Source organism: Streptomyces canus 299MFChir4.1 (genome assembly GCF_000383615.1).
In the GTDB taxonomy this organism is placed as follows: domain Bacteria; phylum Actinomycetota; class Actinomycetes; order Streptomycetales; family Streptomycetaceae; genus Streptomyces; species Streptomyces canus_C.
Genome location: NZ_KB911587.1, coordinates 156,909 through 178,728, shown reverse-complemented (window position 1 = coordinate 178,728; position 21,820 = coordinate 156,909). Strand labels below are relative to the sequence as shown.

General features: G+C 72.2%; 18 protein-coding genes and 1 pseudogene. 10 read left to right on the top strand and 9 right to left on the bottom strand.

Features of this window, described 5'->3' with window-relative positions:
• Positions 1-3: 3 nt before the first annotated feature.
• From H293_RS0116700 to H293_RS0116690, 3 genes are all read right to left on the bottom strand, one after another.
• On the bottom strand, positions 4-2,256 hold the full coding sequence (locus tag H293_RS0116700) for a HAMP domain-containing protein (RefSeq protein WP_259294482.1): 2,253 nt from the start codon (positions 2,254-2,256) through the stop codon (positions 4-6).
• Positions 2,257-2,567: 311 nt separating this feature from the next.
• A complete protein-coding gene (locus H293_RS0116695; protein WP_259294481.1) occupies positions 2,568-3,821 on the bottom strand; it encodes an alpha/beta hydrolase family protein in 1,254 nt (417 codons plus the stop codon).
• Positions 3,822-4,129: 308 nt separating this feature from the next.
• The gene (locus tag H293_RS0116690; RefSeq protein WP_020119001.1) at positions 4,130-4,825 is read right to left on the bottom strand and encodes an SDR family NAD(P)-dependent oxidoreductase; all 696 of its coding nucleotides are present in this window, start codon (positions 4,823-4,825) and stop codon (positions 4,130-4,132) included.
• Positions 4,826-4,927: 102 nt separating this feature from the next.
• Here H293_RS0116690 and H293_RS0116685 point away from each other — a divergent pair, with 102 nt between their 5' ends.
• The 6 genes and pseudogenes from H293_RS0116685 (at position 4,928) to H293_RS52735 (ending at position 11,934) form a co-directional block, all read left to right on the top strand.
• On the top strand, positions 4,928-5,806 hold the full coding sequence (locus H293_RS0116685; protein ID WP_028807905.1) for a helix-turn-helix transcriptional regulator: 879 nt from the start codon (positions 4,928-4,930) through the stop codon (positions 5,804-5,806).
• 110 nt (positions 5,807-5,916) lie between these two features.
• The gene (locus tag H293_RS0116680; protein WP_020118999.1) at positions 5,917-7,725 is read left to right on the top strand and encodes a methylmalonyl-CoA mutase subunit beta; all 1,809 of its coding nucleotides are present in this window, start codon (positions 5,917-5,919) and stop codon (positions 7,723-7,725) included.
• Entirely contained in the window at positions 7,725-9,917 is a 2,193-nt protein-coding gene (gene scpA, locus H293_RS0116675) for a methylmalonyl-CoA mutase (RefSeq protein ID WP_020118998.1), read from the top strand. The genes H293_RS0116680 and scpA overlap by 1 nt, the downstream gene beginning before the upstream one ends.
• Entirely contained in the window at positions 9,914-10,900 is a 987-nt protein-coding gene (gene meaB, locus H293_RS0116670) for a methylmalonyl Co-A mutase-associated GTPase MeaB (RefSeq protein WP_020118997.1), read from the top strand. Before scpA ends, meaB begins: the two co-directional genes overlap by 4 nt.
• 17 nt (positions 10,901-10,917) lie before the next feature.
• Positions 10,918-11,346, top strand: a complete 429-nt coding sequence (locus H293_RS0116665; protein WP_028807904.1) for a sensor histidine kinase — start codon at positions 10,918-10,920, stop codon at positions 11,344-11,346.
• Positions 11,343-11,934 (top strand): annotated as a pseudogene (locus tag H293_RS52735) (response regulator). Before H293_RS0116665 ends, H293_RS52735 begins: the two are co-directional and overlap by 4 nt.
• Here the strand turns inward: H293_RS52735 and H293_RS49635 are convergent.
• Entirely contained in the window at positions 11,904-12,641 is a 738-nt protein-coding gene (locus H293_RS49635; protein WP_020118996.1) for an ANTAR domain-containing protein, read from the bottom strand. The pseudogene H293_RS52735 and the gene H293_RS49635 overlap by 31 nt on opposite strands.
• Before the next feature lie 131 nt (positions 12,642-12,772).
• On the opposite strand from H293_RS49635, the gene H293_RS0116650 reads away from it, so the two are divergent.
• Positions 12,773-13,117 carry a helix-turn-helix transcriptional regulator gene (locus tag H293_RS0116650; protein ID WP_028807903.1) on the top strand — a complete coding sequence of 115 codons (345 nt, stop codon included), beginning with the start codon at positions 12,773-12,775 and terminating at the stop codon, positions 13,115-13,117.
• Between the two features lie 364 nt (positions 13,118-13,481).
• On the opposite strand, the gene rox is transcribed toward H293_RS0116650, so the two are convergent.
• From rox to H293_RS0116625, 5 genes are all read right to left on the bottom strand, one after another.
• Positions 13,482-14,906 carry a rifampin monooxygenase gene (gene rox / locus H293_RS0116645; RefSeq protein ID WP_028807902.1) on the bottom strand — a complete coding sequence of 475 codons (1,425 nt, stop codon included), beginning with the start codon at positions 14,904-14,906 and terminating at the stop codon, positions 13,482-13,484.
• Between the two features lie 168 nt (positions 14,907-15,074).
• Positions 15,075-16,094 (bottom strand): hemolysin family protein, encoded by a 1,020-nt coding sequence (locus H293_RS0116640; RefSeq protein WP_028807901.1) that lies wholly within the window; start codon positions 16,092-16,094, stop codon positions 15,075-15,077.
• Positions 16,091-17,413, bottom strand: a complete 1,323-nt coding sequence (locus tag H293_RS0116635) for a hemolysin family protein (protein WP_020118992.1) — start codon at positions 17,411-17,413, stop codon at positions 16,091-16,093. Before H293_RS0116635 ends, H293_RS0116640 begins: the two co-directional genes overlap by 4 nt.
• A gap of 145 nt (positions 17,414-17,558) precedes the next feature.
• Entirely contained in the window at positions 17,559-18,581 is a 1,023-nt protein-coding gene (locus H293_RS0116630; protein ID WP_020118991.1) for a hemolysin family protein, read from the bottom strand.
• On the bottom strand, positions 18,578-19,894 hold the full coding sequence (locus H293_RS0116625; RefSeq protein ID WP_020118990.1) for a hemolysin family protein: 1,317 nt from the start codon (positions 19,892-19,894) through the stop codon (positions 18,578-18,580). Before H293_RS0116625 ends, H293_RS0116630 begins: the two co-directional genes overlap by 4 nt.
• Positions 19,895-20,108: 214 nt before the next feature.
• On the opposite strand from H293_RS0116625, the gene H293_RS0116620 reads away from it, so the two are divergent.
• The 3 genes from H293_RS0116620 to H293_RS0116610 all read left to right on the top strand — a co-directional run bounded on the left by H293_RS0116620 (position 20,109) and on the right by H293_RS0116610 (position 21,799).
• Entirely contained in the window at positions 20,109-20,333 is a 225-nt protein-coding gene (locus H293_RS0116620) for a twin-arginine translocase TatA/TatE family subunit (protein ID WP_020118989.1), read from the top strand.
• Positions 20,334-20,406: 73 nt separating this feature from the next.
• Positions 20,407-21,033 carry a hypothetical protein gene (locus tag H293_RS0116615; protein WP_020118988.1) on the top strand — a complete coding sequence of 209 codons (627 nt, stop codon included), beginning with the start codon at positions 20,407-20,409 and terminating at the stop codon, positions 21,031-21,033.
• A gap of 70 nt (positions 21,034-21,103) precedes the next feature.
• On the top strand, positions 21,104-21,799 hold the full coding sequence (locus H293_RS0116610; RefSeq protein ID WP_020118987.1) for a DUF1775 domain-containing protein: 696 nt from the start codon (positions 21,104-21,106) through the stop codon (positions 21,797-21,799).
• Positions 21,800-21,820 lie beyond the last annotated feature (21 nt).

The window sequence follows — 21,820 nt, the reverse complement described above, 5'->3', positions numbered from 1 at the left end:
CTTCTACCGCTGGAGGGTGTTCTCGCGCAGGGGCCGGGAGGGCCCGGGGGCGGGGCGGGATCTGGCCGCCCGGTCGTGTTCCGCCAGCGCCTGGCGGATCAGCTCCAGGCTGCGGGTGACCGAGCCGATCTCATCGTGGTTGACCGGATGCAGCACGGTACGGCGGTCTCCGCCGGCGAGCCGCTCGACGAGTACGGCGACCGCGCGCAGCGGCCGGATCACCACGACATGAAGCCAGCCCAGACAGGCCGCGCCCACGGCGAGCCCCAGGATGCCGGCGAGCATGGTGCGTTGCTCGGCCTGCACGGCGGGGATCTGGAGGGCTGCCGCGGGCTCCGCGGTCACCACGTGCCAGCCGAGGCGGGCCGTGGGGCCGCTCTGCGCCAGCGGCGCGGCGGCGTCGACCGAGGGGCCGGAGGAGGTGAGGTGCACCGCCGAGGTCGCGGTGCCCGCGGTCCCCGGGGCGCTCTGGGTGGCGCGGGCGAGACGGGTCAGGCCGGAGTCGGGCAGCGACTGGAAGGCGCGGTAGCCCACGCTTGCCGCCAGCACCTTCTCCTCGCCGTCCGTCACCCAGACGCTGCCCAGCTTCGGCCTGGGCAGGATGGAGTTGAGCGCCTTCACGTCGATCTCGCCGAACAGGACCACCCCGGCCGCCTTGGCCTTGCCCTTGGCGGCCCGGACCTGGGCGTAGGCGGCGATCGCCGGGATCCGTCCCGAGGTGTTGACGGTGGTGATCCCGCCGCCGGCGGGCACGTGGACGCGGGTGCGCAGCGGCGTGCCGCCCACCCTGAGCGTGATGCGCCCCGAGCGGTCCAGGAGATACAGCGAGCGGTACTGCCCGTGGTCGTCGAGGGAGTGTCGCAGAGCCTCGGTCTGGGCGGCCCGGCTCCGGCCCGGCAGGCTTGCGGCCGCGGCGCTCAGGTCGGTGTACGACTGGTCGAGGGACTGCCGGATCCGGTTCGCCACGATCTCGGTGCGCGCCTGCTGGTCGGCGAGAACCGGAGCCGGAACCGCGGTCGCGGCGTCCGCCCGATTCAGCAGGAAGATCATCGGCAGCGCCCAGCAGCCCACCACGACCACACAGACCACGGCCAGCGCCCGGTAGCCCGGTCCGCGCCGGGCCGGGAACTCCTGCGGGCCGCTCTCGCCGAGCAGTTGCCGGCGCAGTGAGTCCAGTGCCCGCCCGATCCGGGCCAGTTCTCCGAAGCCATGCACCGGAACAGGCCGGGACAGCTCCGCCGGCGCGGTCGGGCCGTCCCCGGTCGCGCCCCGGGCCAGGCGGCCGGCGGACAGATACAGCCGCAGCAGTGGCCGCTGCACGGAGAAGTACAGCGCCAGCCCGAGCAGCAGCGCGACTCCGGCCAGCGCTCCGGCGGCCCCGAGGGCGAAGCGCGAGTAGTCGGCGGTGGTGGTCGTGGTGGGCACCGCACGGGAGGTGAGCACCACCAGACCCAGGTCGTCGGTGTCGCCCGGACCGGTCGCCGAGGCGACCTGGGCCCAGCCGGCCACGGTGCGCCGGCTGTCGGTGGTGGCACCCAGCAGGCTTCCGGAGGCGTCGGTGCCGGCGTCGGATTCCTGCACCGCGCGGGCCGCCGCCGCGGACAGGCCGCTGTCGGCGGCAGCCGGCGACACCTTGCCATGGGCCGCGGTGGCGAGTGCGGTGCCGCTCGCGTCCAGCACTGCGGCGGTGCGTCCGTCGCCGTACGCGGCCAGGGACGGGAGCGCCTCGGAGACGACCAGCAGCCACTGCCGCTCGGGCCGGTTGGGGGCCTGGTACTGGTCCTGGTCGGGTTCCTCCTGCTGCGCGGGCAGCGTGACCCTGGCGAAGTACAGCAGTCGCCGGGTACCGGCCGACGTCACCAGCCGGGGCGGGACCGCCCGGGACCCGGACGCCGTCCTGACGACGTCCACCGCGGCCAGTGGCACCGTCTCGCCGCCGGCCGCCAGCAGTTTGCCGGTGCGCCGGTCGAGCAGCGCACCGCCGAGGACCGCCTTCCCCGCAGAGGTCAGCGCCTTGAGCGTGGTGGCGGGGGTCGATGCGTTCGTCGCCGGGTACGCGCTCGCGGTACGGCGTACCGTGCTCGCCTCGGTGTCGATCGCGGTGCGCAGCGACTGCGCGGTGTCCGCGGCGATCTGCTGCTCCTCGTTCGGCACGGCCTGCGGGAGACCCGCCGTGTGGAGACTGCCGAGGCCGATCACGGTCAGGGCGGCGACCACCAGCAGGAGTACGACAAGTGAGGCTGTCGGCGGGCGCACCCCGCCAAGCATCGGCATATCGGCGCGGCGACGAATGCGGTGTCGGCGCGGCGCCCGTGGTGCGGAGGGCAGGGGAAATCCTTCCTCAACTGGCGTCGAGCGCCCATGTGTTCGATAGAACGAACATCCTAGCCCCCGCCCGTCACAGAACCATCACGCTTTCGCCCCATGTGACGTACGTGTTAATTCGAATTCACGGGAACACCGAGCCGGCGGCGGCGACGCATACCGCCCCGGCACGCGGAAGGGCGGACCTGCAAGCAGGCCCAGCCCTTCGAAGCGCAGGCTCAGCTGCCCGGTCTGCTCTCCGGTCAGCGGACGAAAGAGATCTCCGGGTACTTGTCGGAGGGCCCGTCGAGCAGGGTGCTGTGCTTGTGACGCAGCGTCTGGTCGAAGAAGGCGGCGAGATAGACGCGCTGGACCTGGACGGCCCGATTCGGGTCGATCGTGCCGTACTGCTGCTCGATCTGAGACTTGGAGAGCCCGAGCAGGCCCGCCTCCTGCGGCACCATCCACTCCTGGTCGCAGAACGACAGGTGCGCCGCGCCACGGAGCTTGATGTCGACCCGGTACCCCTTCAGGTGCGACCACATCGTGCGCCACGACGCGTCGTTGTTGCGGTTGTGGGTGCCGGAGCTGAAGAGCATGAAGGGGCGGTCCAGGTCCTTGCTCGGCGCGGTTCCGAAGAACTGACCGTCCAGGTTGGCACCGGCGCCGATCCGCTTGTCGAGCTGCATGGCGGTGGGGACCGCCCCACCACCCAGCGACCAGCCGAACATCCCGATACGGGACATGTCGACCGACTGCTTCAGCCCGGTGGGCAGCGTCGCGTGGCCCGCGTCCGGGTTGCCGCCACTGCTGATCTTGCCGAGCTGGTTGATGACGAACTTGATGTCGGCCGCGCGAATCTTGAGCGTGTCGGAGGAGTGTGTGCCCGGCGGCATCCTGTTGAGCTCCAGCCGGTTGCCGGGGAACTGCACCTCGTTGGCGTCGTGGGTGTGGTCGACGGTGACGACGAGGTAGCCGCGGCTGGCGAGATCCTGGGCGAGCGCGGTGCCCTGTGCGCGGTCCGAGTGCAGCCCGGTCGAGTACAGCAGGACGGGCAGCTTGCCGAGCGAGGTCTTCACCGGGGCGAGGACATGGCCCGCGGTCTTCGGCAGGGTCACCTGCTGCGGCGACATCCCGTGCGTGGAGAGGTAGTGGCCCCCGGAGATCGACGGCATCCACGGCGCCTGATAGTGCCCGGACGTGGCGGTGGCCGGATACCACAGCGACACCATCACCTCGCGCTTGCCGCCCACATACGGATCCGTACGGGACGAGTCGACGAGGTGCAGGCCGACCATGCCCACGCTGTTCGGCCCGGTCGGGGCGGGCATCTTGAGCTGCAGCGGGGACGCGGCCGTGCGGCTGGAGGCGAGCGCCTCAGGGTGTACGGACTTCTGGGTCAGCGGCGCCTCGTCGTTCTCGGGCGCCCAGTTGGTGTCCGGGTCGGGCTCGTCAGGCGAGAACCCGGTGGCCGTAGGCGTGGCTGACGTCTTCCCGGCGGCCATCGCCGGCGTCATCCCCACACCCAGCGCGACGGCCAGCACACTCGCCGAACCGACCGCTCTGGCGACGGCTCTACTGTGGGGCCGCGGACGGCGGTGTTTCATGGAACCCCCTTGTTGGTCAGCGATCGTAGAACGTGCGATCGACTGCCGCATACCGTATCGCTGCGACGGCGGGCCGACGCACCCGCCCGGGATGCTGCCAGGGCGACCTCACGTACGGCCCGCGGGCGCATTGGCACCCCTTGGACTGATACGCCCCTGGCGATCTTCGCGTGGGCCGCGAAGGGCCCATTGACGTAGCAGCACATCGAGTCCAGGTCTCACCAGGCCAAGTCGCCGTGACGATCGCGGAGGGTTCCCGTCGGCCCGTCGGGACCGATGGTGGCGAGTGCGACGATCGCGTCGGTCCCCTCCGTCACGGTCTGCGGGCCGCTGTGCCCGTTGAAGTCGGTCGCGGTGTAGCCGGGGTCGGCCGCGTTCACCTTCACCTCCGGCCAGGACCTCGCGTACTGCGTGGTCAGCATGGTCACGGCGGCCTTCGACGCGGTGTAGAGCGGTGCGAGGGCCCGGCCCTCGGCGCGTGAGGCGTCGTGGGTCAGCTCGAACGACCCCATGCCGCTGGACACGTTCACGATGACCGGATGCGCGGACTTGCGCAGCAGGGGCAGAAACGCGTGCGTCACCCGGACGATCCCCACGACGTTGACGTCGAACACCGCGCTCGCGTCAGCGGCCGTGAGCCGGTCGGCGGGGAGGTGCGGCCCGAGGACACCCGCGTTGTTGATCAGGACGTCGATGCCGCCCTCGCGGGCCGCGATGTCGGCGGCGGCCGCGGCGACCGACGCGTCGTCGGTCACGTCGATCCGGACGAAACGGGCACCGAGCGCGTCGGCGGCGGCCTGGCCGCGCCCGTCGTCGCGGGCGCCGACGAGGACGGTGTGGCCGGCCTCGATCAGGCGGCGGGCGGTCTCGTACCCGAGGGACTTGTTGGCTCCGGTGATGAAGGTCGTGGTCATGCGTTCACTCTCGGACCGCGACGAGGGGGCAGCCAGTGCCCCCCGCGACGGTAGGACTGCCAGTACCAGGCGCAACGGCCGTACGACGGCCACAATGGTCGAGTGGACGAGACGCTTGGCACGGCACTGCGCCGCTGGCGCGACCGGCTTTCTCCCACCGACGTCGGACGGCCCTCGCGGCCCGGACGACGTGCGGCGGGGTTGCGCCGCGAGGAGCTCGCCGACCTCGCGGGGCTGTCGGTCGACTACGTGGTGCGGCTGGAGCAGGGACGCGCGACGAGTCCTTCGGCACAGGTCGTCGCGAGCCTGGCCAGGGCGCTGCAACTGCAGCCCGTGGAGCGCGACTACGCCTACCGGCTGGCGGGCCTCCTCCCTCCCCAGGAGGGGACGATCTCCACGCATGTCCCGGCGGGGGTCCAGCGCATGCTGGCTCGTCTCGGGGAGTATCCCGTGGGCGTGTTCAGCGCCGACTGGACCCTGCTGTCCTGGACCCCCTCCTGGGCGGCGCTCCTGGGTGACCCCGGCGCCCGGACACCCGTCGAGCGGAACCTGGTGCGGGCGGTCTTCGCCACGGGACCCTCGGGGCTCGCGGCCTGGCCCGTGCTGCAGGACGGCGACGCCCTGTCCACCGCCCTCGTCGCCGATCTGCGCACGGCTCTCGTCACCTATCCACGTGACCGTGGCCTGATCGGCCTGGTCGAGGAACTGCGCTCCACCAGCGCGGAGTTCGCCCGGCTGTGGGACGAGGGCGCGGTCGGTCCACACGTCTCGGCCCGCAAGACCGTCCTGCATCCCCAGGTCGGCGAGGTGACCTGCGACTGCGACGTCCTCACCGTCCCGGGCTGCGACATCCGCCTCGTCGTCTACACGGTGGCCGCCGGTTCCGCCGACGCGGAGAAGCTGGAGTTCCTCCGGGTCACCAGCGGCGCGGGCGCGGACGGCCCCTCGCCGCAGGGACCCGGCCTGCTCTCCACGCCGTGACTCACCCCCGCTTCCGTGGTCGTGGGAGACCGGGGTCACAGTCTCGTTGCGGGCAAGGTCACAGCCGTGCCCTCTGCTGCTCGTTCGACGATCTGGCCTAGCATCCGAGCATGACGGTCCTGCCTGACGACGGGCTCTCGCTGGCCGCCGAGTTCCCTGACGCGAACCTTGATCAGTGGCACAGCCTGGTGGCGGGTGTCCTGCGCAAGTCGGGCAAGGAAGTCTCCGGCGCGGCAGCGGAGGACGCCCTGTCCACCGCGCTCGAGGACGGGTTGCGCACCCGTCCCCTGTACACCGCGCACGATGCCGCACGCGATCCCGGCTTCCCCGGCTTCGCGCCGTTCGTGCGCGGCGCCCGCGCCGAGGGGAACACCACCGGCGGCTGGGACGTACGGCAGCGGCACGCGGTCACCGACAACGCCGCGGTGCTCACGGACCTGGAGAACGGCGTCACCTCGCTGTGGCTCGTCACGGGCGACGGCGGCATCCCGGTCGCCTCGCTGGGCCAGGTCCTCGACGGCGTCTACCTCGACCTCGCACCGGTCGTCCTGGACGCCGGAGACCAATTCCCGTCCGCCGCACAGGAGTTGCTGCGGATCTACGGCGAGCGCGGCATCGACGGCAAGGCCGTGCGCGGCAGCCTCGGCGCCGACCCGCTCGGCCACGAGGCCCGTACCGGCGAGGTGTCGGACTTCGCGCCTGTCGTCCCGCTCGCGCGGCGGTGTGCCGAGGAGTACCCGGGGCTGCGGGCGGTCACCGTGGACGCGCTGCCGTACCACGAGGCCGGCGGTTCGGCCGCGCAGGAGCTGGGCGCCTCGATCGCCACCGGTGTCGCCTATCTGCGAGGGCTGACCGAGGCCGGGCTGAGTGTCGAACAGGCCTGTGCGCAGCTGGAGTTCCGGTACGCGGCGACGGCCGACCAGTTCCTCACGATCGCCAAGCTGCGGGCCGCCCGCCGGCTGTGGGCGCGGGTCGCCGAGGTGTGCGGCGCCTCCGGAGCCGGCGCGCAGGCGCAGCACGCCGTGGTGTCGCCGGTGATGATGACCCGGCGCGACCCGTGGGTGAACATGCTGCGCGCGACGATCGCCACGCTCGCCGCCGGGGTGGGCGGCGCTGAGGCCGTCACCGTGCTGCCCTTCGACCACGCGCTCGGCCTGCCGGACGCGTTCGCGCGCCGCATCGCCCGCAACACCTCGACGATCCTGGTCGAGGAGTCGCACCTGTCCCGGGTCATCGACCCGGCGGGTGGCTCCTGGTACGTGGAGCAGTTGACCGACGAACTCGCCGAGGCCGCCTGGCGGTTCTTCCGGACCATCGAACGCGACGGCGGCCAGGCGGCCGTCCTGCGCTCCGGCCGGCTGCGCACCGACCTCGCCACGACGTGGGCGCAGCGCTCCAAGAAGCTCGCCACCCGGCGCGAACCCATCACCGGCGTCAGCGAGTTCCCGCACCTCGGCGAGAAGCCCGTACAGCGCGCCCCGGCGTCCGAGCCCCGCACCGGCGGCCTGCCCCGCGTTCGGCGCGACGAGGCGTACGAGGAACTGCGCGCCCGCTCCGACGCCCACCTCGCGGCGACCGGGTCCCGGCCGCGTGTCTTCCTGGCCGCGCTCGGCCCCGCCGCCGCCCACACCGCGCGCCTGACCTTCGCCGCCAACCTCTTCCAGGCCGGCGGCATCGAACCGGTCACCGAGGGCACCTTCGAGGAGAGCGGCGCCACCGAGGTCTGCCTGTGCTCCAGCGACGCCCTGTACGAGGAGCGGGCCGAGGAGGTCGCGGCAGCCCTCAAGTCGGCAGGGGCGCAGCACGTGTTCCTCGCCGGGCGGCCCGGGCAGTACTCCGGCGTGGACTCCTACGTCTTCGCGGGCTGCGACGCCGTCGCCGTGCTCACCGCCACCCTCGACCGCATGGGAGTGTCCTGATGACCGCCCCCGCCGGCCCTTCCGTTCCCGACTTCACCGGAATCGAGCTGGGGGCCCCGGCCGCCGACGGCGGCGCCGACGAGTGGCGTACGGCCGTGAAGCAGGCCACCCAGGGCGCCGAACCGGTGTGGGAGACGCCGGAGGGCATCGAGGTCAAGCCGCTGTACACCGGCGCCGACCTGGAGGGCCTGGACTTCCTGGAGACGTACCCGGGCGTGGCCCCGTATCTGCGCGGTCCGTACCCGACGATGTACGTCAACCAGCCGTGGACGATCCGCCAGTACGCGGGCTTCTCCACCGCCGAGGAGTCCAACGCCTTCTACCGCCGCAACCTCGCGGCCGGCCAGAAGGGCCTGTCGGTCGCCTTCGACCTGCCCACGCACCGCGGCTACGACAGCGACCATCCGCGCGTGACCGGTGACGTCGGCATGGCGGGCGTGGCCATCGACTCGATCTACGACATGCGGCAGCTGTTCGACGGGATCCCGCTGGACAAGATGTCCGTGTCGATGACGATGAACGGCGCCGTGCTGCCGGTGCTGGCGCTGTACATCGTGGCCGCGGAGGAACAGGGCGTACCGCCCGAGAAGCTGGCCGGGACCATCCAGAACGACATCCTCAAGGAGTTCATGGTCCGCAACACCTACATCTATCCGCCGAAGCCGTCGATGCGGATCATCTCCGACATCTTCGCGTTCACCTCGCAGCGGATGCCCCGCTACAACTCGATCTCCATCTCGGGCTACCACATCCAGGAGGCGGGCGCGACGGCCGACCTGGAGCTGGCGTACACCCTCGCGGACGGTGTCGAGTACATCCGCGCGGGACGCGAAGTCGGCCTGGACGTGGACGCGTTCGCGCCCCGGCTGTCCTTCTTCTGGGCGATCGGCATGAACTTCTTCATGGAGATCGCCAAGTTGCGGGCGGCACGGCTGCTGTGGGCGAAGCTGGTCAGGCAGTTCGACCCGCAGAACCCCAAGTCGCTGTCCCTGCGCACCCATTCGCAGACCTCCGGCTGGTCGCTGACCGCGCAGGACGTGTTCAACAACGTCACGCGCACCTGTGTCGAGGCGATGGCGGCGACCCAGGGCCACACGCAGTCGCTGCACACCAACGCCCTTGACGAGGCACTGGCGTTGCCCACCGACTTCTCGGCGCGCATCGCCCGCAACACCCAGCTGCTGATCCAGCAGGAGTCCGGCACCACCCGGGTCATCGACCCGTGGGGCGGCAGCGCGTACGTCGAGAAACTGACGTACGACCTCGCCCGCCGCGCCTGGCAGCACATCCAGGAGGTGGAGGCGGCGGGCGGCATGGCCAAGGCGATCGACGCCGGCATCCCCAAGCTGCGCATCGAGGAGGCCGCGGCCCGCACCCAGGCCCGTATCGACTCCGGCCGCCAGCCCGTCATCGGCGTCAACAAGTACCGCGTCGAGACCGACGAGGCGATCGAGGTCCTCAAGGTCGACAACTCCTCCGTGCGCACCCAGCAGATCGAGAAGCTGCGGCGGCTGCGCGCGGAGCGGGACGAGACCGCCTGCCGGGACGCGCTCGACGCGCTGACCCGGGCCGCCGACGGCGAGGGGAACCTCCTGGAGCTGGCCGTGGTCGCGGCCCGCGCCAAGGCCACCGTGGGCGAGATCTCCGACGCCCTGGAGAAGGTCTACGGCCGCCACGCGAGCCAGATCCGTACGATCTCCGGCGTGTACCGCAACGAAGCAGGGGAGTCGGAGAACGTGGACCGCACCCGTGCCCTGGTGGACGCCTTCGAGGAGGCCGAGGGCCGCCGGCCGCGCATCCTGGTCGCCAAGATGGGCCAGGACGGTCATGACCGCGGCCAGAAGGTGATCGCCACCGCCTTCGCCGACCTCGGCTTCGACGTCGACGTCGGCCCGCTGTTCCAGACCCCGGGCGAGGTGGCCCGCCAGGCCGTCGAGGCGGACGTGCACATCGTCGGCGTCTCGTCGCTGGCGGCGGGACACCTCACCCTCGTGCCGGCGCTGCGCGAGGCGCTCGCCGAGGAGGGCCGGGAGGACATCATGATCGTGGTGGGCGGGGTCATCCCGCCGCAGGACGTGCCGACCCTCCTGGAGATGGGCGCGGCGGCCGTGTTCCCGCCGGGGACGGTGATCCCGGACGCGGCCTACGACCTGGTGGAGCGTCTGTCGGCCGACCTCGGGCACGGGCAGTGATCGAGCTCGACGCGTATGTGAAGGGTGTCCTCGACGGGAAGCGGGCGATGGTCGCCCGCGCCATCACCCTCGTCGAGTCCACTCACCCCCGACACCGGTCACTGGCCCAGGAGTTGCTCACCGAGCTGCTTCCGCACAGCGGCCGGGCCCGGCGGATCGGGGTCAGCGGGGTGCCGGGCGTGGGCAAGTCGACGTTCATCGACGCGTTCGGCACCATGCTCACCTCGCTGGGACACCGGGTGGCCGTGCTCGCCGTGGACCCGTCCTCCAGCCGTACGGGCGGCTCGATCCTCGGTGACAAAACCCGGATGGAGCGCCTGGCCGTCGACCCGAACGCCTTCGTACGGCCCTCCCCCAGCGCGGGCACGCTCGGCGGGGTGGCGAAGGCGACCCGGGAGTCGATGGTCGTGATGGAGGCCGCCGGCTACGACGTGATCCTGGTCGAGACCGTCGGCGTCGGGCAGTCGGAGACCGCGGTGGCCGACATGGTCGACACCTTCCTGCTGCTGAGCCTGGCCCGCACCGGCGACCAGCTCCAGGGCATCAAGAAGGGTGTTCTGGAGCTGGCCGACGTGATCGCGGTCAACAAGGCGGACGGCCCGCACGAGCGCGACGCCCGCGCGGCCGCACGTGAACTGGCGGGCGCCCTGCGGCTCATGCACGGCAAGGACGCCTTCTGGACTCCCCCGGTGCTCAGTTGCAGCGCCCGCGAGGCGACCGGCCTGGACGTGGTGTGGGAACGCCTCGAACAGCACCGGACACTCCTCGACTCCACCGGGCGGCTCATCGCCAAGCGCCGGGACCAGCAGGTCGGTTGGGCCTGGGCGATGGTCCGGGACGAACTCCTCGGCCGGCTGCACTCCGACCCGGCCGTCCGGTCCCTCGCCCCGGACCTCGAACAGCGGGTAAGAGAGGGCCGGTTGACGGCGACGCTGGCCGCCGAGCGGATCCTTGAAGCGTTCGGCGGCAGCACGGGGGACTGACGGTCCTGAATGAGCTGTTGTGCCTGCGAGCCCGGCAGGACGGCACGGCGGCTCGTGTACGGTTCCGCTCGACGGGCGAGCACCGGCCCGAGCTGGACGAGGCGGCCGCCACCACCCTGTTCCGGGTGGCGCAGGGCCTGCTGGCCAATGTGCGGGAGCACGCGCGGGCGACCAGCCTGCTCGTGACGCTCCACCACTGCGCGGACCGCGTCGACCTGGACGTCTGCGACGACGGTGTGTCGGCCTCGACCTCGCCCGCGTCGCCGGCCCGTCCCCGTCGGACCGCGGGTTCGGCCTCCCGGCCGCCCGGGCGAGACTTCGGGAGTACGGCGGCGATCTCGCCATCGACGGCACGCGGGCCGGGGCACCCGGAATCTGGCCACCGTGCCCGCCCGGACCCCTCCGCCGCCGTTCTGGCCGAGAGTCCCGTGGCGGCTGTCCGGTGACCGCGTCCCCGCTACGCCTGCTGATCGCCGACGAGGGCGAGGCGGACCTCGACGTGATCGCGGAGGCCTCGGGCCCCGAGGAGGCCGTACGCCTCGCCGTGGACCTGGCCCCTGATGTGGTCCTGATGGACCTGCGGTTCGAGGCCACGGGCCGCGGCAGCGGTACACCGGACGGCGTCGAAGCGGTCCGCGTGCTCGCCGCCCGGGCTCCGGCCATGCCCGTGGTGATGCTGACCAGCTACTCCGGACGCGTCGACGTGGTGCGTGCGCTGGAGGCGGGGGCCCGCGGTTACGTCCTGAGGGCCGGGCCGCCGGAGGACGCTGACCGTCGGCCATCAGCTGCACGACCTCCCGCTCCCGGAGCGTCAACTCCGGGAGCGGGGCTGACAAACCGCGCCATCGCCGACTCCCTCTGTCTCAGCGAGGCGACGGTCAGGACGCACCTGGTGCGCGTCTACCGGCAAGCTCGGCGTGGACAACAGGGCGACGGCGGTCTCCGAGGCGGTCCGACGGGGCTGCTGGAGTTCACATAGCCGGTGGGCCGGGGCCCCCGGAACTCAGGCGGCCGGTGGCGGCGGGGCCTGCTGATCCGGCCCCTGCTGATCCGGCCCTTGCTCCCGCACCTTGGCGACGGCCGCGGCCATCTGCTGTTGCACCTGCTCCGGCACCGCGGCTCCGTGGATGGCGCCCATCAGCTCCTGGGCGAGCTCGTGCAGTTTGGTGTTGGTGTTCTGGGAGGCGGTGACCAGCACCGTCCAGGCGTCCTCGGCGCTCAGCCCGAAGGAGGCCATGACGATCCCGCGGGCCACGTCGATGGCCGGCCTGGTCCGCATGGCCCGGCGCAACTGATCGACCTCCAGGCGCAGTTCCTGGTCGACGTCCATGGGCTGCGGCTGTTCCTCCACGGCTCCCGGACCTTCGGGGCGCGCGGAATGCTCGGTCACGAACAGCTCCCGGGCCCCGGTCAGCTCCAGCAGGCGTCCGACGACCGGGCTGTATGCCCGGACGGTGACCGTCTTGCCCTGGTCGAGGGCCTCCCGGCGCAGGCTCAGCAGGACGTTGAGGCCACCGCAGTCGCAGAACCGGACCTCGTCGAGATCCAGGTCCACACCGGTGGCCGAGCGGTCGAGGACGGCGTAGAGCTCGGGCTCGAGTCCCTGGGCCCCGATGTCGAACTCACCGCGACAGGTGACAACCATTCGTTCCCCGGCCGGTACCGCCTCGATCGTGGCCAGACACGGCGGGCGCGCGTCCAGCGTGGCGAGGGGCTGCGCCGAGTGCGCAGGTTCCGGCATGGCCCTCTCCCTCATGTGCTCGGCTGCCTCTGTGCCTCAGATTCCCTTCGGCCGCCAACATACGTCAACCAATACACGAAATAAAGTTCGGGTTTTTGAATACGTGAATGCCCGGTCGCTACACTGCTGCCATGGATGGAGTGCCCGAGTCTCACACCGGATGGACGTTTGTCACCAACCACGCAAGGGTGCTGGCAGCGATCGCCGACAACCCCAGCACCCGGATCCGCGACATCGCCGCGCACTGCCGGCTCACCGAACGTGCCGTACAGAAGATCATTTCCGATCTGGAGCAGGACGGGTACCTCTCGCATGTGCGGGAGGGGCGCACGAACACCTACCGCATCGACCCGGGCAAGGTCCTGCGCCATCCCGCCGAGGCGGGCTTGACGGTGGCGTCACTGCTCTCCCTGCTCGTCCAGGACGAGGCGGACCGCAGCCCGCTCCTCGACAACCGGCGGCACACCCCGGCCTGACGCCGCAGCGAACGGAACCTGTCACGGCCCGCGCCCCGGCAGGTTCGTCGGCCTGGGCGGGCTCGGCGGGACGGCACTCCGGCGATCACAACGGCCGCTCGCCCCCGCCACTCCACCAAGGGCGAAGCCGTTCCACCCCTTTCAGCGTGACGGACCGCGGGATCCGAGCCGTACACGGGCCGTGGACGGCTCCGGCCGGGACAGAATCGTCGGCGTCCCCGCCCACGCATCCCCGCCCGCCATCCGCCGCCACCCCACCCCGGCCTCCGCCACCCCCAGGACACCGGGCGCGATCAGACCGACGCCACCGCCAGGCCGGCCGGGCGCCGTCAGGCCGGCGCCGCCGCTCCCATCCACCTCATGCTCAAGCCGCCGCGCCGAACCACCTGGGCAGTCGGGCCAGCAGTTCGGCCTGGTCCTCGCCGGCCCAGGCCACATGGCCGTCCGGGCGCAGCAGTACCGCGGGGGCGTCCAGTTCCTCGCCGGTGTCGACGACGTGGTCGACCCGGTCCGCCCAGCCCGCCACCGAGAGGCGCCCGGTGCCGTCGAGCAGCAGTCCGCGGCCGCCGCGCATCAGCTCGTAGAGGCGGCCGCGCCCGAGCGTGAGGTCCCGCAGGCGCCGGCCGAGCAGCTCGTGGCCCTCACCGAAGTCGTAGCGGACGCCGATCGCGGTGATCTGCTCGATCAGGTACCGGTTCACCTCGTCGAAGTCCATCAGCCGGGACAGCAGCCGACGCACCGCCTGCGGCCCGGGCTCGGTCGACAGCAGCTCCATCTGCGCACGGGTGTTGTTCAGCACCTCGGCGGCCACCGGGTGCCGTTCGGCGTGGTAGCTGTCCAGCAGGTCCTCGGGTGCCCAGCCGGCCACCTCGGCGGCCAGTTTCCAGCCCAGGTTGAACGCGTCCTGGATGCCGAGGTTGAGCCCCTGTCCGCCCACCGGAGGATGGACGTGGGCCGCGTCGCCGGCCAGCAGCACCCGGCCGACCCGGTAGCGGTCGGCCTGCCGGGTGGCGTCGCCGAAACGGGAGAGCCAGCGCGGTGAGTGCACGCCGAAGTCGGTGCCGGCGACCGCCCGGAGCCGGCGTTTGAACTCCTCCAGGGTCGGCGCGACCGAACGGTCCCCGCTCACCCCCTCGGCGGGCACGACGACGCGGTACAGCCCATCCCCGACGGGTCCGAGACCGAACAGCTTCTGGGTGCGCCGGACGTCGGTCACCACGGCGGTGACCGTCTCCGGCGGCACGCCCACCTCCATCGCGCCGAGCAGCGTCTCGGCCTTGGCGGGTACGCCGGGAAAGCCGACCCCGAGCAGCTTGCGCACGGTACTGCGGCCGCCGTCGCAGCCGACGAGAAAGCGCGAGCGCAGCCACGTTCCGTCGGCGAGGTCCACGCTGACCCCCTCGTCGTCCTGGCTCAGCCCGACCAGCTCGCAGCCGCGCCGGATCTCGGTGCCGAGCTCGACGGCGTGCTCGGCGAGCAGGCGGTCGGTGACCGGTTGCGGAATACCGAGGACGTAGGCGTGCGCACTGTCCAGCCGGTCCGGCCAGGGCTTGTCGACGGCGGCGAAGAAGCCGCCGGCCTTGAGCTGCTTCCCGTGCGCGAGGAACCGCTCCAGCAGCCCGCGCTGGTCCATCACCTCGATGCTGCGCACGTGCAGACCGAGCGAGCGGACGATCTCGGTCGGCTCCCCCGCCTTCTCCAGCACGACCACCCGCACCCCGTGCAGCCGCAGTTCGGCCGCCAGCATCAGCCCGGTCGGTCCCCCACCGACGACGATCACGTCGATCATCGGATCCCCCTCCATTCCCCCTCCGTGTCCCGGACGGAGATTGTGCGGCAGGACGGGGATCTTGCCGCAAGGCCCCCTGTGAGCTATACGTTGAAGAGGGCGAGGAGAGCGGTGATCTCCTTGCCTTTCCGCATTTCCTCATGGGCGTCCTGACGCGGGTGACCGCCCTCAGGACGGCTGGAGGTAGCGCGCCAGCAGATCGTCCAGCGTCACCATCCCCGTAAGCGTGCCCGTCCCGTCCCGTACGACCGCCAGCGAGGCCCGGTTGCGGCGGAGCAGGTCGATCGCGTCGGCGACCTTGGTGTCCTCCGTCAGCTCCGGGACCGGGCGGGCCAGGGTGCGGGCGGTGGCGGTCCGGGCGCGGGCGCGGGCGCGGGCGACCAGGGCGTCGCGGGCGTGGAGCGAGCCGAGCACGAGGTCGCCCTCGCGGACCAGCATGCGGGTGCGGTCGTGGTCGGCTGCCGTGCGCAGGATGGTGTCGAGGTCGGCGTCCCCGGCCACCGAGGTGATCTCCGCGGCCGGGATCCGGAGGTCGGCGACCGGGGTGTCGGGCTCGGTGAGCGAGCGGGTGAGCAGGTCCGAGTCGGCCTCGCTGATCAGTCCCAGCCGCTCCGACTCCTCGACCAGGTGGGTGAGTTGCTCACGGTTGTGCACGGCGGCCAGCTCGTCGCGCGGGGTGACCCGGCACAGCCGTACCAGCGCGTTGCTCATCCTGTTCAGGACCGAGAGCAGCGGCCGCACGGCCTTGACCACGCCTCGGAAGGGCGGCGAGAGCAGCATCGCGGAGCGCTCGGGGTGGGCGATCGCCCAGGACTTGGGGGCCATCTCGCCGAGCACCATGTGCAGGAACACCACGACGACCATGGCGACCACGAAGGCGATGCCGTAGCTGAGCGCGCTGGGCAGGCCCAAGTGGTGCAGCAGCGGGTCGAGTTCGTGGGAGATCGCGGGCTTGGAGACCGAGCCCAGGCCCAGGGTGCAGACGGTGATGCCGAGCTGGGCGCCGGCCAGCATCAGTGACAGTTCGCGCATCCCGGCCAGGGCCGCCTTCGCCCCGCGCCGCCCCTCGGCCGCGGCCTTCTCCATGCGGTGCCGCTTGGCGGCGACCAGCGCGAACTCGGCGGCGACGAAGAAGCCGCTGCCGATCAGCAGCAGGACGGTGACGAAGAGCGCCATCGGGAAACTCATGCCGACTCCACCCTCTCCACGCGGACGCGTTCCGGTACGTGCCGGTCCAGTGTCCGTACGTCGATCACCGCACGGCCGCCGCCGAGCAGCTCGACGGTGACCCGGTCCCCGATCGCCGGGAAGCGGCCGAGGCGGTCCACGACCAGTCCTGCGACGGTGTCGTAGTCCTCCTCCTCGGGCAGTTCGACGCCGGTGGCGTCGGCGATCTCGTCGAGGCGGCGGCCCGCGTCGACCAGCCAGCCGTCCCCGTCGCGCACGGCGGGTTCGGCGACGGTGTCGGTCTCGTCGGCGATGTCGCCGACCAGTTCCTCGGCGATGTCCTCGTAGGTGACGATGCCGGCGACGCCGCCGTGCTCGTCCAGGACGACCGCGAACTCCTCGTCCCGCTCCCGCATCTGCGCGACCGCCTCCGGCAGCGGGAGGGTGTCGGGCAGCAGCAGCGGGGTGCGGGCGAGGGCGCCCGCGGTGACCCGGGTCAGCTCATGGGCCGGCAGGCGCGTCAACTCCCTTACGCCCAGGACGCCCGGGATGTCGTCGGGGTGGTCGCCGAGGACGGGGTAGGTGGAGTGGCCGTGCTCGGCGATCAGGTCGACGGCCTCGGCGGCGGTGGCGTCCTTGCGGACGAAGACGGCGTCGACGCGCGGCACCATCACCTCGTCGAGGGTGCGCTCGGAGAACTCCAGGGCGTGGTCGAGGAGTTCGGCGGTGTCCCGGGGCAGTTCGCCCTGTTCGTGGGACTCGCCGATGAGGTGGCCCAGCTCCTCCAGGGTGGCGCCGTGGTGCAGTTCCTCGACGGGTTCGATGCCGACCCTGCGGAGCAGGCGGTTGGCCGCGCCGTCGAAGACGTGCACCAGCGGGCCGACGACCTTGAGGTAGCCGAGCGTGGAGGGCGCGAGGGCCTTCGCCAGCCGCTCCGGGACGGCGATGGCGAGGTTCTTCGGGGCCAGCTCGCCCAGGACCATCTGGACGACGGTGGCCAGGACGAAGGCCAGCACCACGGAGATCCCGCCGACGGCCCCCTCGGGGACACCGAGGCCGGTGAGGGCCGGCTTGAGCAGGGCGGAGACGGAGGGTTCGGCGATGAAGCCGACGACGAGACCGGTGACGGTGATGCCCAGTTGGGCGCCGGAGAGCATGAAGGACAGCCGCTCCAGCACGCTCAGCGCGCGGGCGGCCTTCCTGTCACCGGCCTCCGCCGCACGGGAGAGGGCGAGCCGGTCCGCGGAGACGTACGCGAACTCCTGGGCGACGAAGTAGCCGGTGCCGGCGGTCAGCAGGAACACGGCCAGCAGGCCGAGGACGGCATTCGTGGTGCTCACCGGCGGGTCGATCGTGCGGGGTGGGAGTCCGTCGGTGTGGCGGACACGGGCTTGCTCCTCAGGTAGTGATGGGCGCTGTGTGAACGGCTGGGGCGATGGCGGCGTTCCCCGGATCCGCCGGCCGGGCGACGGGACCGCCCGGCGGTCATACGGTGGCCGGCGTCGGCCCGACCAGCTCGGTGAGGACGTCCTCCATGGTCACGAAGCCGAGGACGGCCCCCGCCTGTCCCGTCACCGCCGCCAGATGGCTCCCGTCGGCGCGCAGCGCGGTGAGGGTGTCGTCCAGCGGGGTGTCGATGCGGACCCGGGTGACCGGGTGCAGGGCGGCGCGCGGGAAGGGCCGGTCGCGCTCGGTGACGCCCAGGGTGTCCTTGATGTGCAGGTAGCCCAGCAGGGTGCCGTCCGGGCCGGTGACCGGGAAGCGGGAGTAGCCAGCGTCGGCGGCGACCCGCTCCAGCCGGGCCGGGGTGACCGAGGTGTCGACGGTCCGCATCTTCGGCACCGGGACCAGGATCTCGCCGACCGGCCTGGTGCCGAGCTCCAGCGCGTCCCGCAGCCGCTCGCCGTCGGCGGGCGAGAGCAGCCCCGCCTCACTGGCGTCGACGACCATGCGGGCGAGCTGGTCGTCGGTGAACGCCGACTCGACCTCGTCCTTGGGTTCGACGCGCAGCAGCTTCAGCAGCGCGTTCGCGAAGGCGTTGATGCCGAACACGAAGGGCTTGAGCGCGCGCGTGAGGGCCACGAGCGGCGGGCCGAGCAGCAGCGCGGTCGGCACGGGTGCCGCGAGGGCGATGTTCTTCGGCACCATCTCGCCGATCAGCATGTGCAGATAGGTGGCCAGCGACAGGGCGATCACGAACGCGATCGGGTGCACCAGGCCGTCCGGGATGCGGGCCGCCTCGAAGCCGGGCTCCAGCAGGTGCGCGATGGCCGGTTCGGCGACCGCGCCGAGCACCAGCGAGGAGACGGTGATGCCGAGCTGGGCGGTGGCCAGCATCGCGGAGAGGTGTTCGAGTCCCCACAGGGTCATCCGGGCCCGCTTGTGGCCCTCACGCGCGCGGGGCTCGATCTGGCTGCGGCGCACGGAGATCAGGGCGAACTCGCCGCCCACGAAGAAGGCGTTGGTCAGCAGCGTCAGCGCGCCGACGAGCAGCCGGACGGTGGTCATCGGGCCTCCTCCCCCACCCGCACCAGGGCCGGCGCGGTGATCAGGACGCGGTCGGCCCGGTGATGGTCGATCTCCAGGACCTCGATGCGCCAGCCGCCCTCCAGCTCGATGCCGTCGCCCTTGGCGGGGATGCGCGCGAGGCGGGTGGCGACCAGTCCGGCCACGGTCTCGTACGGACCCTCGGGCGCCGTGAGGCCTGTCTCGCCCAGCCGGTCGACGCGGACGGACCCCTCGGCCTCCCACGTCCCGTCACCGGCGGGCCGCAGATCGGGGCTCTCGACGGGGTCGTGCTCGTCGCGGACCTCGCCGACGACCTCCTCGACGATGTCCTCGACCGTCGCCACGCCCGCCGTGCCGCCGTACTCGTCGATGACGACGGCCATGGTGCGGGAGGCCCGCATCCGCTCCAGGAGCCGGTCGGCCGTGAGGCTGTCCGGGACCAGCAGGGGCGCGGTGGCCAGCTCGGTTACCGGGGTGGTGGCCCGCTTGCCGGGTTCCAGGGCGAGTACGTCGCGGATGTGCACGGTGCCGATGACCTCGTCCAGGCTGTCCCGGTAGACCGGGAAGCGGGACAGGCCGGTGGCGTGGGTGAGGTTGGCGGCGTCGGCGGCGGTCGCGTGGGCTTCGAGGGCCTTGACGTCGACGCGCGGTGTCATGACGTTCTCGGCGGTCAGCTCGCCCAGGTGCAGGGTGCGTACGAACAGTTCGGCGGAGTCGGCCTCCAGGGCGCCCTCGGCGGCGGAGTGCTCGGCGAGCGCGACGAGCTCCTCGGGGCCGCGGGCGGAGACCAGTTCCTCGGCGGGCTCCAGGCCGAAGCGTCGTACGAAACGGTTCGCGGTGTTGTTGAGATGGCGGATGAACGGGCCGAAGAGGGCGGTGAAGGCGCTCTGCGGTCCGGCGACGACCTTGGCGACGGCCAGCGGGCGGGCGATCGCCCAGTTCTTCGGCACCAGCTCGCCGACGACCATCAGGACGACGGTGGACAGGGCCACGCCCAGCGCGGTCGCCACCGGAGCGGCGCCGCCGCCCAGGCCGGCGGCCTTCAGCGGGCCCTTGAGGAGCGCCGCGAGGGAGGGCTCGGCGAGCATGCCGATCACCAGCGAGGTGACGGTGATGCCGAGCTGGGCGCCGGAGAGCTCGAAAGTGAGCCGGCGTACGGCCTTCAGCGCGCCCTCGGCGCCGCGCTCACCCGCCTCTGCGGCCCGCTCCAGGTCGCCACGCTCGACGGTGGTCAAGGAGAACTCGGCCGCGACGAACACGGCACAGGCCAAGGTGAGGAGCACGGCCGACACAAGCAGCAGGATCTCGGTCACCGGGCCGTCCCCGCCCATCCGTATGCGGGGGACGTGGCGCGGCCGGTACTGGGAGGTTCACCCATCGCGGAACCGTGGCTCCTTCTTGTCGGGGGCAGGTCGCATCCAATAGTAAAGGACGGGCAAAGCTACCTGTTCCCGGGAGTGCGGGGTACGCTGCCGGTCCGGCGGGCATCTCGTCCGGCCCGGCGTCCCCCCGACGGAGGCCCACCCCATGTTCGGACTGAGCGAGCTCGCGATCATCCTCGTCGTCGTCATAGTGGTCCTCGCCGTCAGGAAGGGCCCGGAACTGACCCGCACGGCGGGCAGGTCGGCACGCATCCTCAAGGCGGAGGCCCGTGCGGGGCGGGAGGACGGTCCGGAACCCAAGGTCGTCCAGGGAGAGGTCCTCCGGCCCGGCACCACCGGAGGCACCGAGCAGGGGCCCGGCACCCGCTGAGACATCGGCGTCCGTACCCGGTCCACGCTTTTCCCTGCCGGCCGGCCCCGCGATGATCCATGATGAGCGGGCCATGCACCTGCCGGCCCCGACCACTCGCGCTCCACTGCCCGTACTGCGGGCCGCGGTGTTCGCCGTCGTCGGCACGGTGCTCGGGGTCAGCGCCCATCACCTGCTCGCCGAGGGCCCGGTGCCCTGGGGGCGGGGGGTCGCCGCGACGGCCGTGCTCTTCGCGGTGGGTCTCGTCGGGGTGCAGCGGCCCCGAAGCCTGGCGACGGTCGTCGCGTGCAGTGTCGCGGGACAGTCCGGGCTGCATCTGTGGCTGACGCTCACCGCCGCCGCGCACCACCCTGGCGGACATGTGCGCGACGGCGGCACGGCGTGGCACGAGCGGCTCCACGGCTCCCTGGTCATGACGGCGGCCCACTCGCTGGTCGCCGTGCTCGTCGCCGTCCTGCTGCACCGCGCGGACGCGGCCTGCTGGACGGTGGCCCGCGGGGTGACGGCGGCTCTCGACGCGGTACGGGACCGACTGGCCGCCGCCCGGCCGCTGTTCACCCGGCCCACGTCACCCGCGTGGACGGCCGCGATGACGGTCGCGCCGGCGTACGACGAACGGCCGCTCACGGCACGCCCGTTGCTGGCGCACGCGGTGGTACGGCGAGGTCCTCCGGCGGCGAGCGCAGCTCTCGCCCACTGACCCCACGGGGACGCCGTCCCGGCCCGCGCCGCACGGCCGCCCCGCCGTACCAGCTCGCCTGGAGACCTCCATGTCCCGAATCCCCCTGTCCCGTCTGTCCGTCGCTGCCGCCGCAGCGGCGACCGCCGTACTCCTGACGGCCGTCCCGGCCGCCGCCCACACCGAGGTCGAGGCCGACAAGGCGCAGGCCCTCGCCGAGAACGTCACCGTCTCCTTCCACGCCGAGGCCGAGTCCGACACCTCCGGGATCAAGGAGGTGCGGGTGGTTCTGCCCGAGGGCATCACCCCGGCCGACGTGAGGTACGGCAAGGGCCCCGTGGGCTGGAAGTTCAGCCCGACCGACGACGGCTACACCGTCAGGGGCACGGAACTGAAGACCGGCGAGAGCGCCGAGTACTCGGTCGTCGTACGGCAGTTGCCCGACGCGGAGGAGGTCGCCTTCAAGACCCTCCAGACCTACGGCGACGGGCACGTCGACCGCTGGATCGAGCTGGACGAGAACGGGGAGAACCCGGCGCCGACCCTGAAGCTGAAGGCGGCGGCACCGGACGCGAAGCCGGTCAGCCCTTCCCCGAGCACCGCCGTGAGCCCGATCCCGACAGCCGTGGAGACCACGCCCGCGCCCTCCCCGCAGGCCGCCGACACCGGGAAGGACGACGAGGGCGGCCTGTCCGCGGGTGCCTGGACCGGGATCGGCGCGGGGATCGTCGTGGCGGTGGCCGCGGCGGTCTTCGCGGTACGGCGGCGGAGCGGCGCCGAGGGGTAGGCGCACCCCGTCCGGGGGTTT

Coding starts and splice junctions, on each gene's coding strand:
- H293_RS0116695 (WP_259294481.1), bottom strand. CDS start 3,821: ATGACGCCGGCGATGGCCGCCGGGAAGACGTCAGCCACGCCTACGGCC.
- H293_RS0116690 (WP_020119001.1), bottom strand. CDS start 4,825: ATGACCACGACCTTCATCACCGGAGCCAACAAGTCCCTCGGGTACGAG.
- H293_RS0116680 (WP_020118999.1), top strand. CDS start 5,917: ATGACGGTCCTGCCTGACGACGGGCTCTCGCTGGCCGCCGAGTTCCCT.
- scpA (WP_020118998.1), top strand. CDS start 7,725: ATGACCGCCCCCGCCGGCCCTTCCGTTCCCGACTTCACCGGAATCGAG.
- H293_RS49635 (WP_020118996.1), bottom strand. CDS start 12,641: ATGCCGGAACCTGCGCACTCGGCGCAGCCCCTCGCCACGCTGGACGCG.
- H293_RS0116650 (WP_028807903.1), top strand. CDS start 12,773: ATGGATGGAGTGCCCGAGTCTCACACCGGATGGACGTTTGTCACCAAC.
- rox (WP_028807902.1), bottom strand. CDS start 14,906: ATGATCGACGTGATCGTCGTCGGTGGGGGACCGACCGGGCTGATGCTG.
- H293_RS0116640 (WP_028807901.1), bottom strand. CDS start 16,094: ATGAGTTTCCCGATGGCGCTCTTCGTCACCGTCCTGCTGCTGATCGGC.
- H293_RS0116630 (WP_020118991.1), bottom strand. CDS start 18,581: ATGACCACCGTCCGGCTGCTCGTCGGCGCGCTGACGCTGCTGACCAAC.
- H293_RS0116620 (WP_020118989.1), top strand. CDS start 20,109: ATGTTCGGACTGAGCGAGCTCGCGATCATCCTCGTCGTCGTCATAGTG.
- H293_RS0116615 (WP_020118988.1), top strand. CDS start 20,407: ATGCACCTGCCGGCCCCGACCACTCGCGCTCCACTGCCCGTACTGCGG.
- H293_RS0116610 (WP_020118987.1), top strand. CDS start 21,104: ATGTCCCGAATCCCCCTGTCCCGTCTGTCCGTCGCTGCCGCCGCAGCG.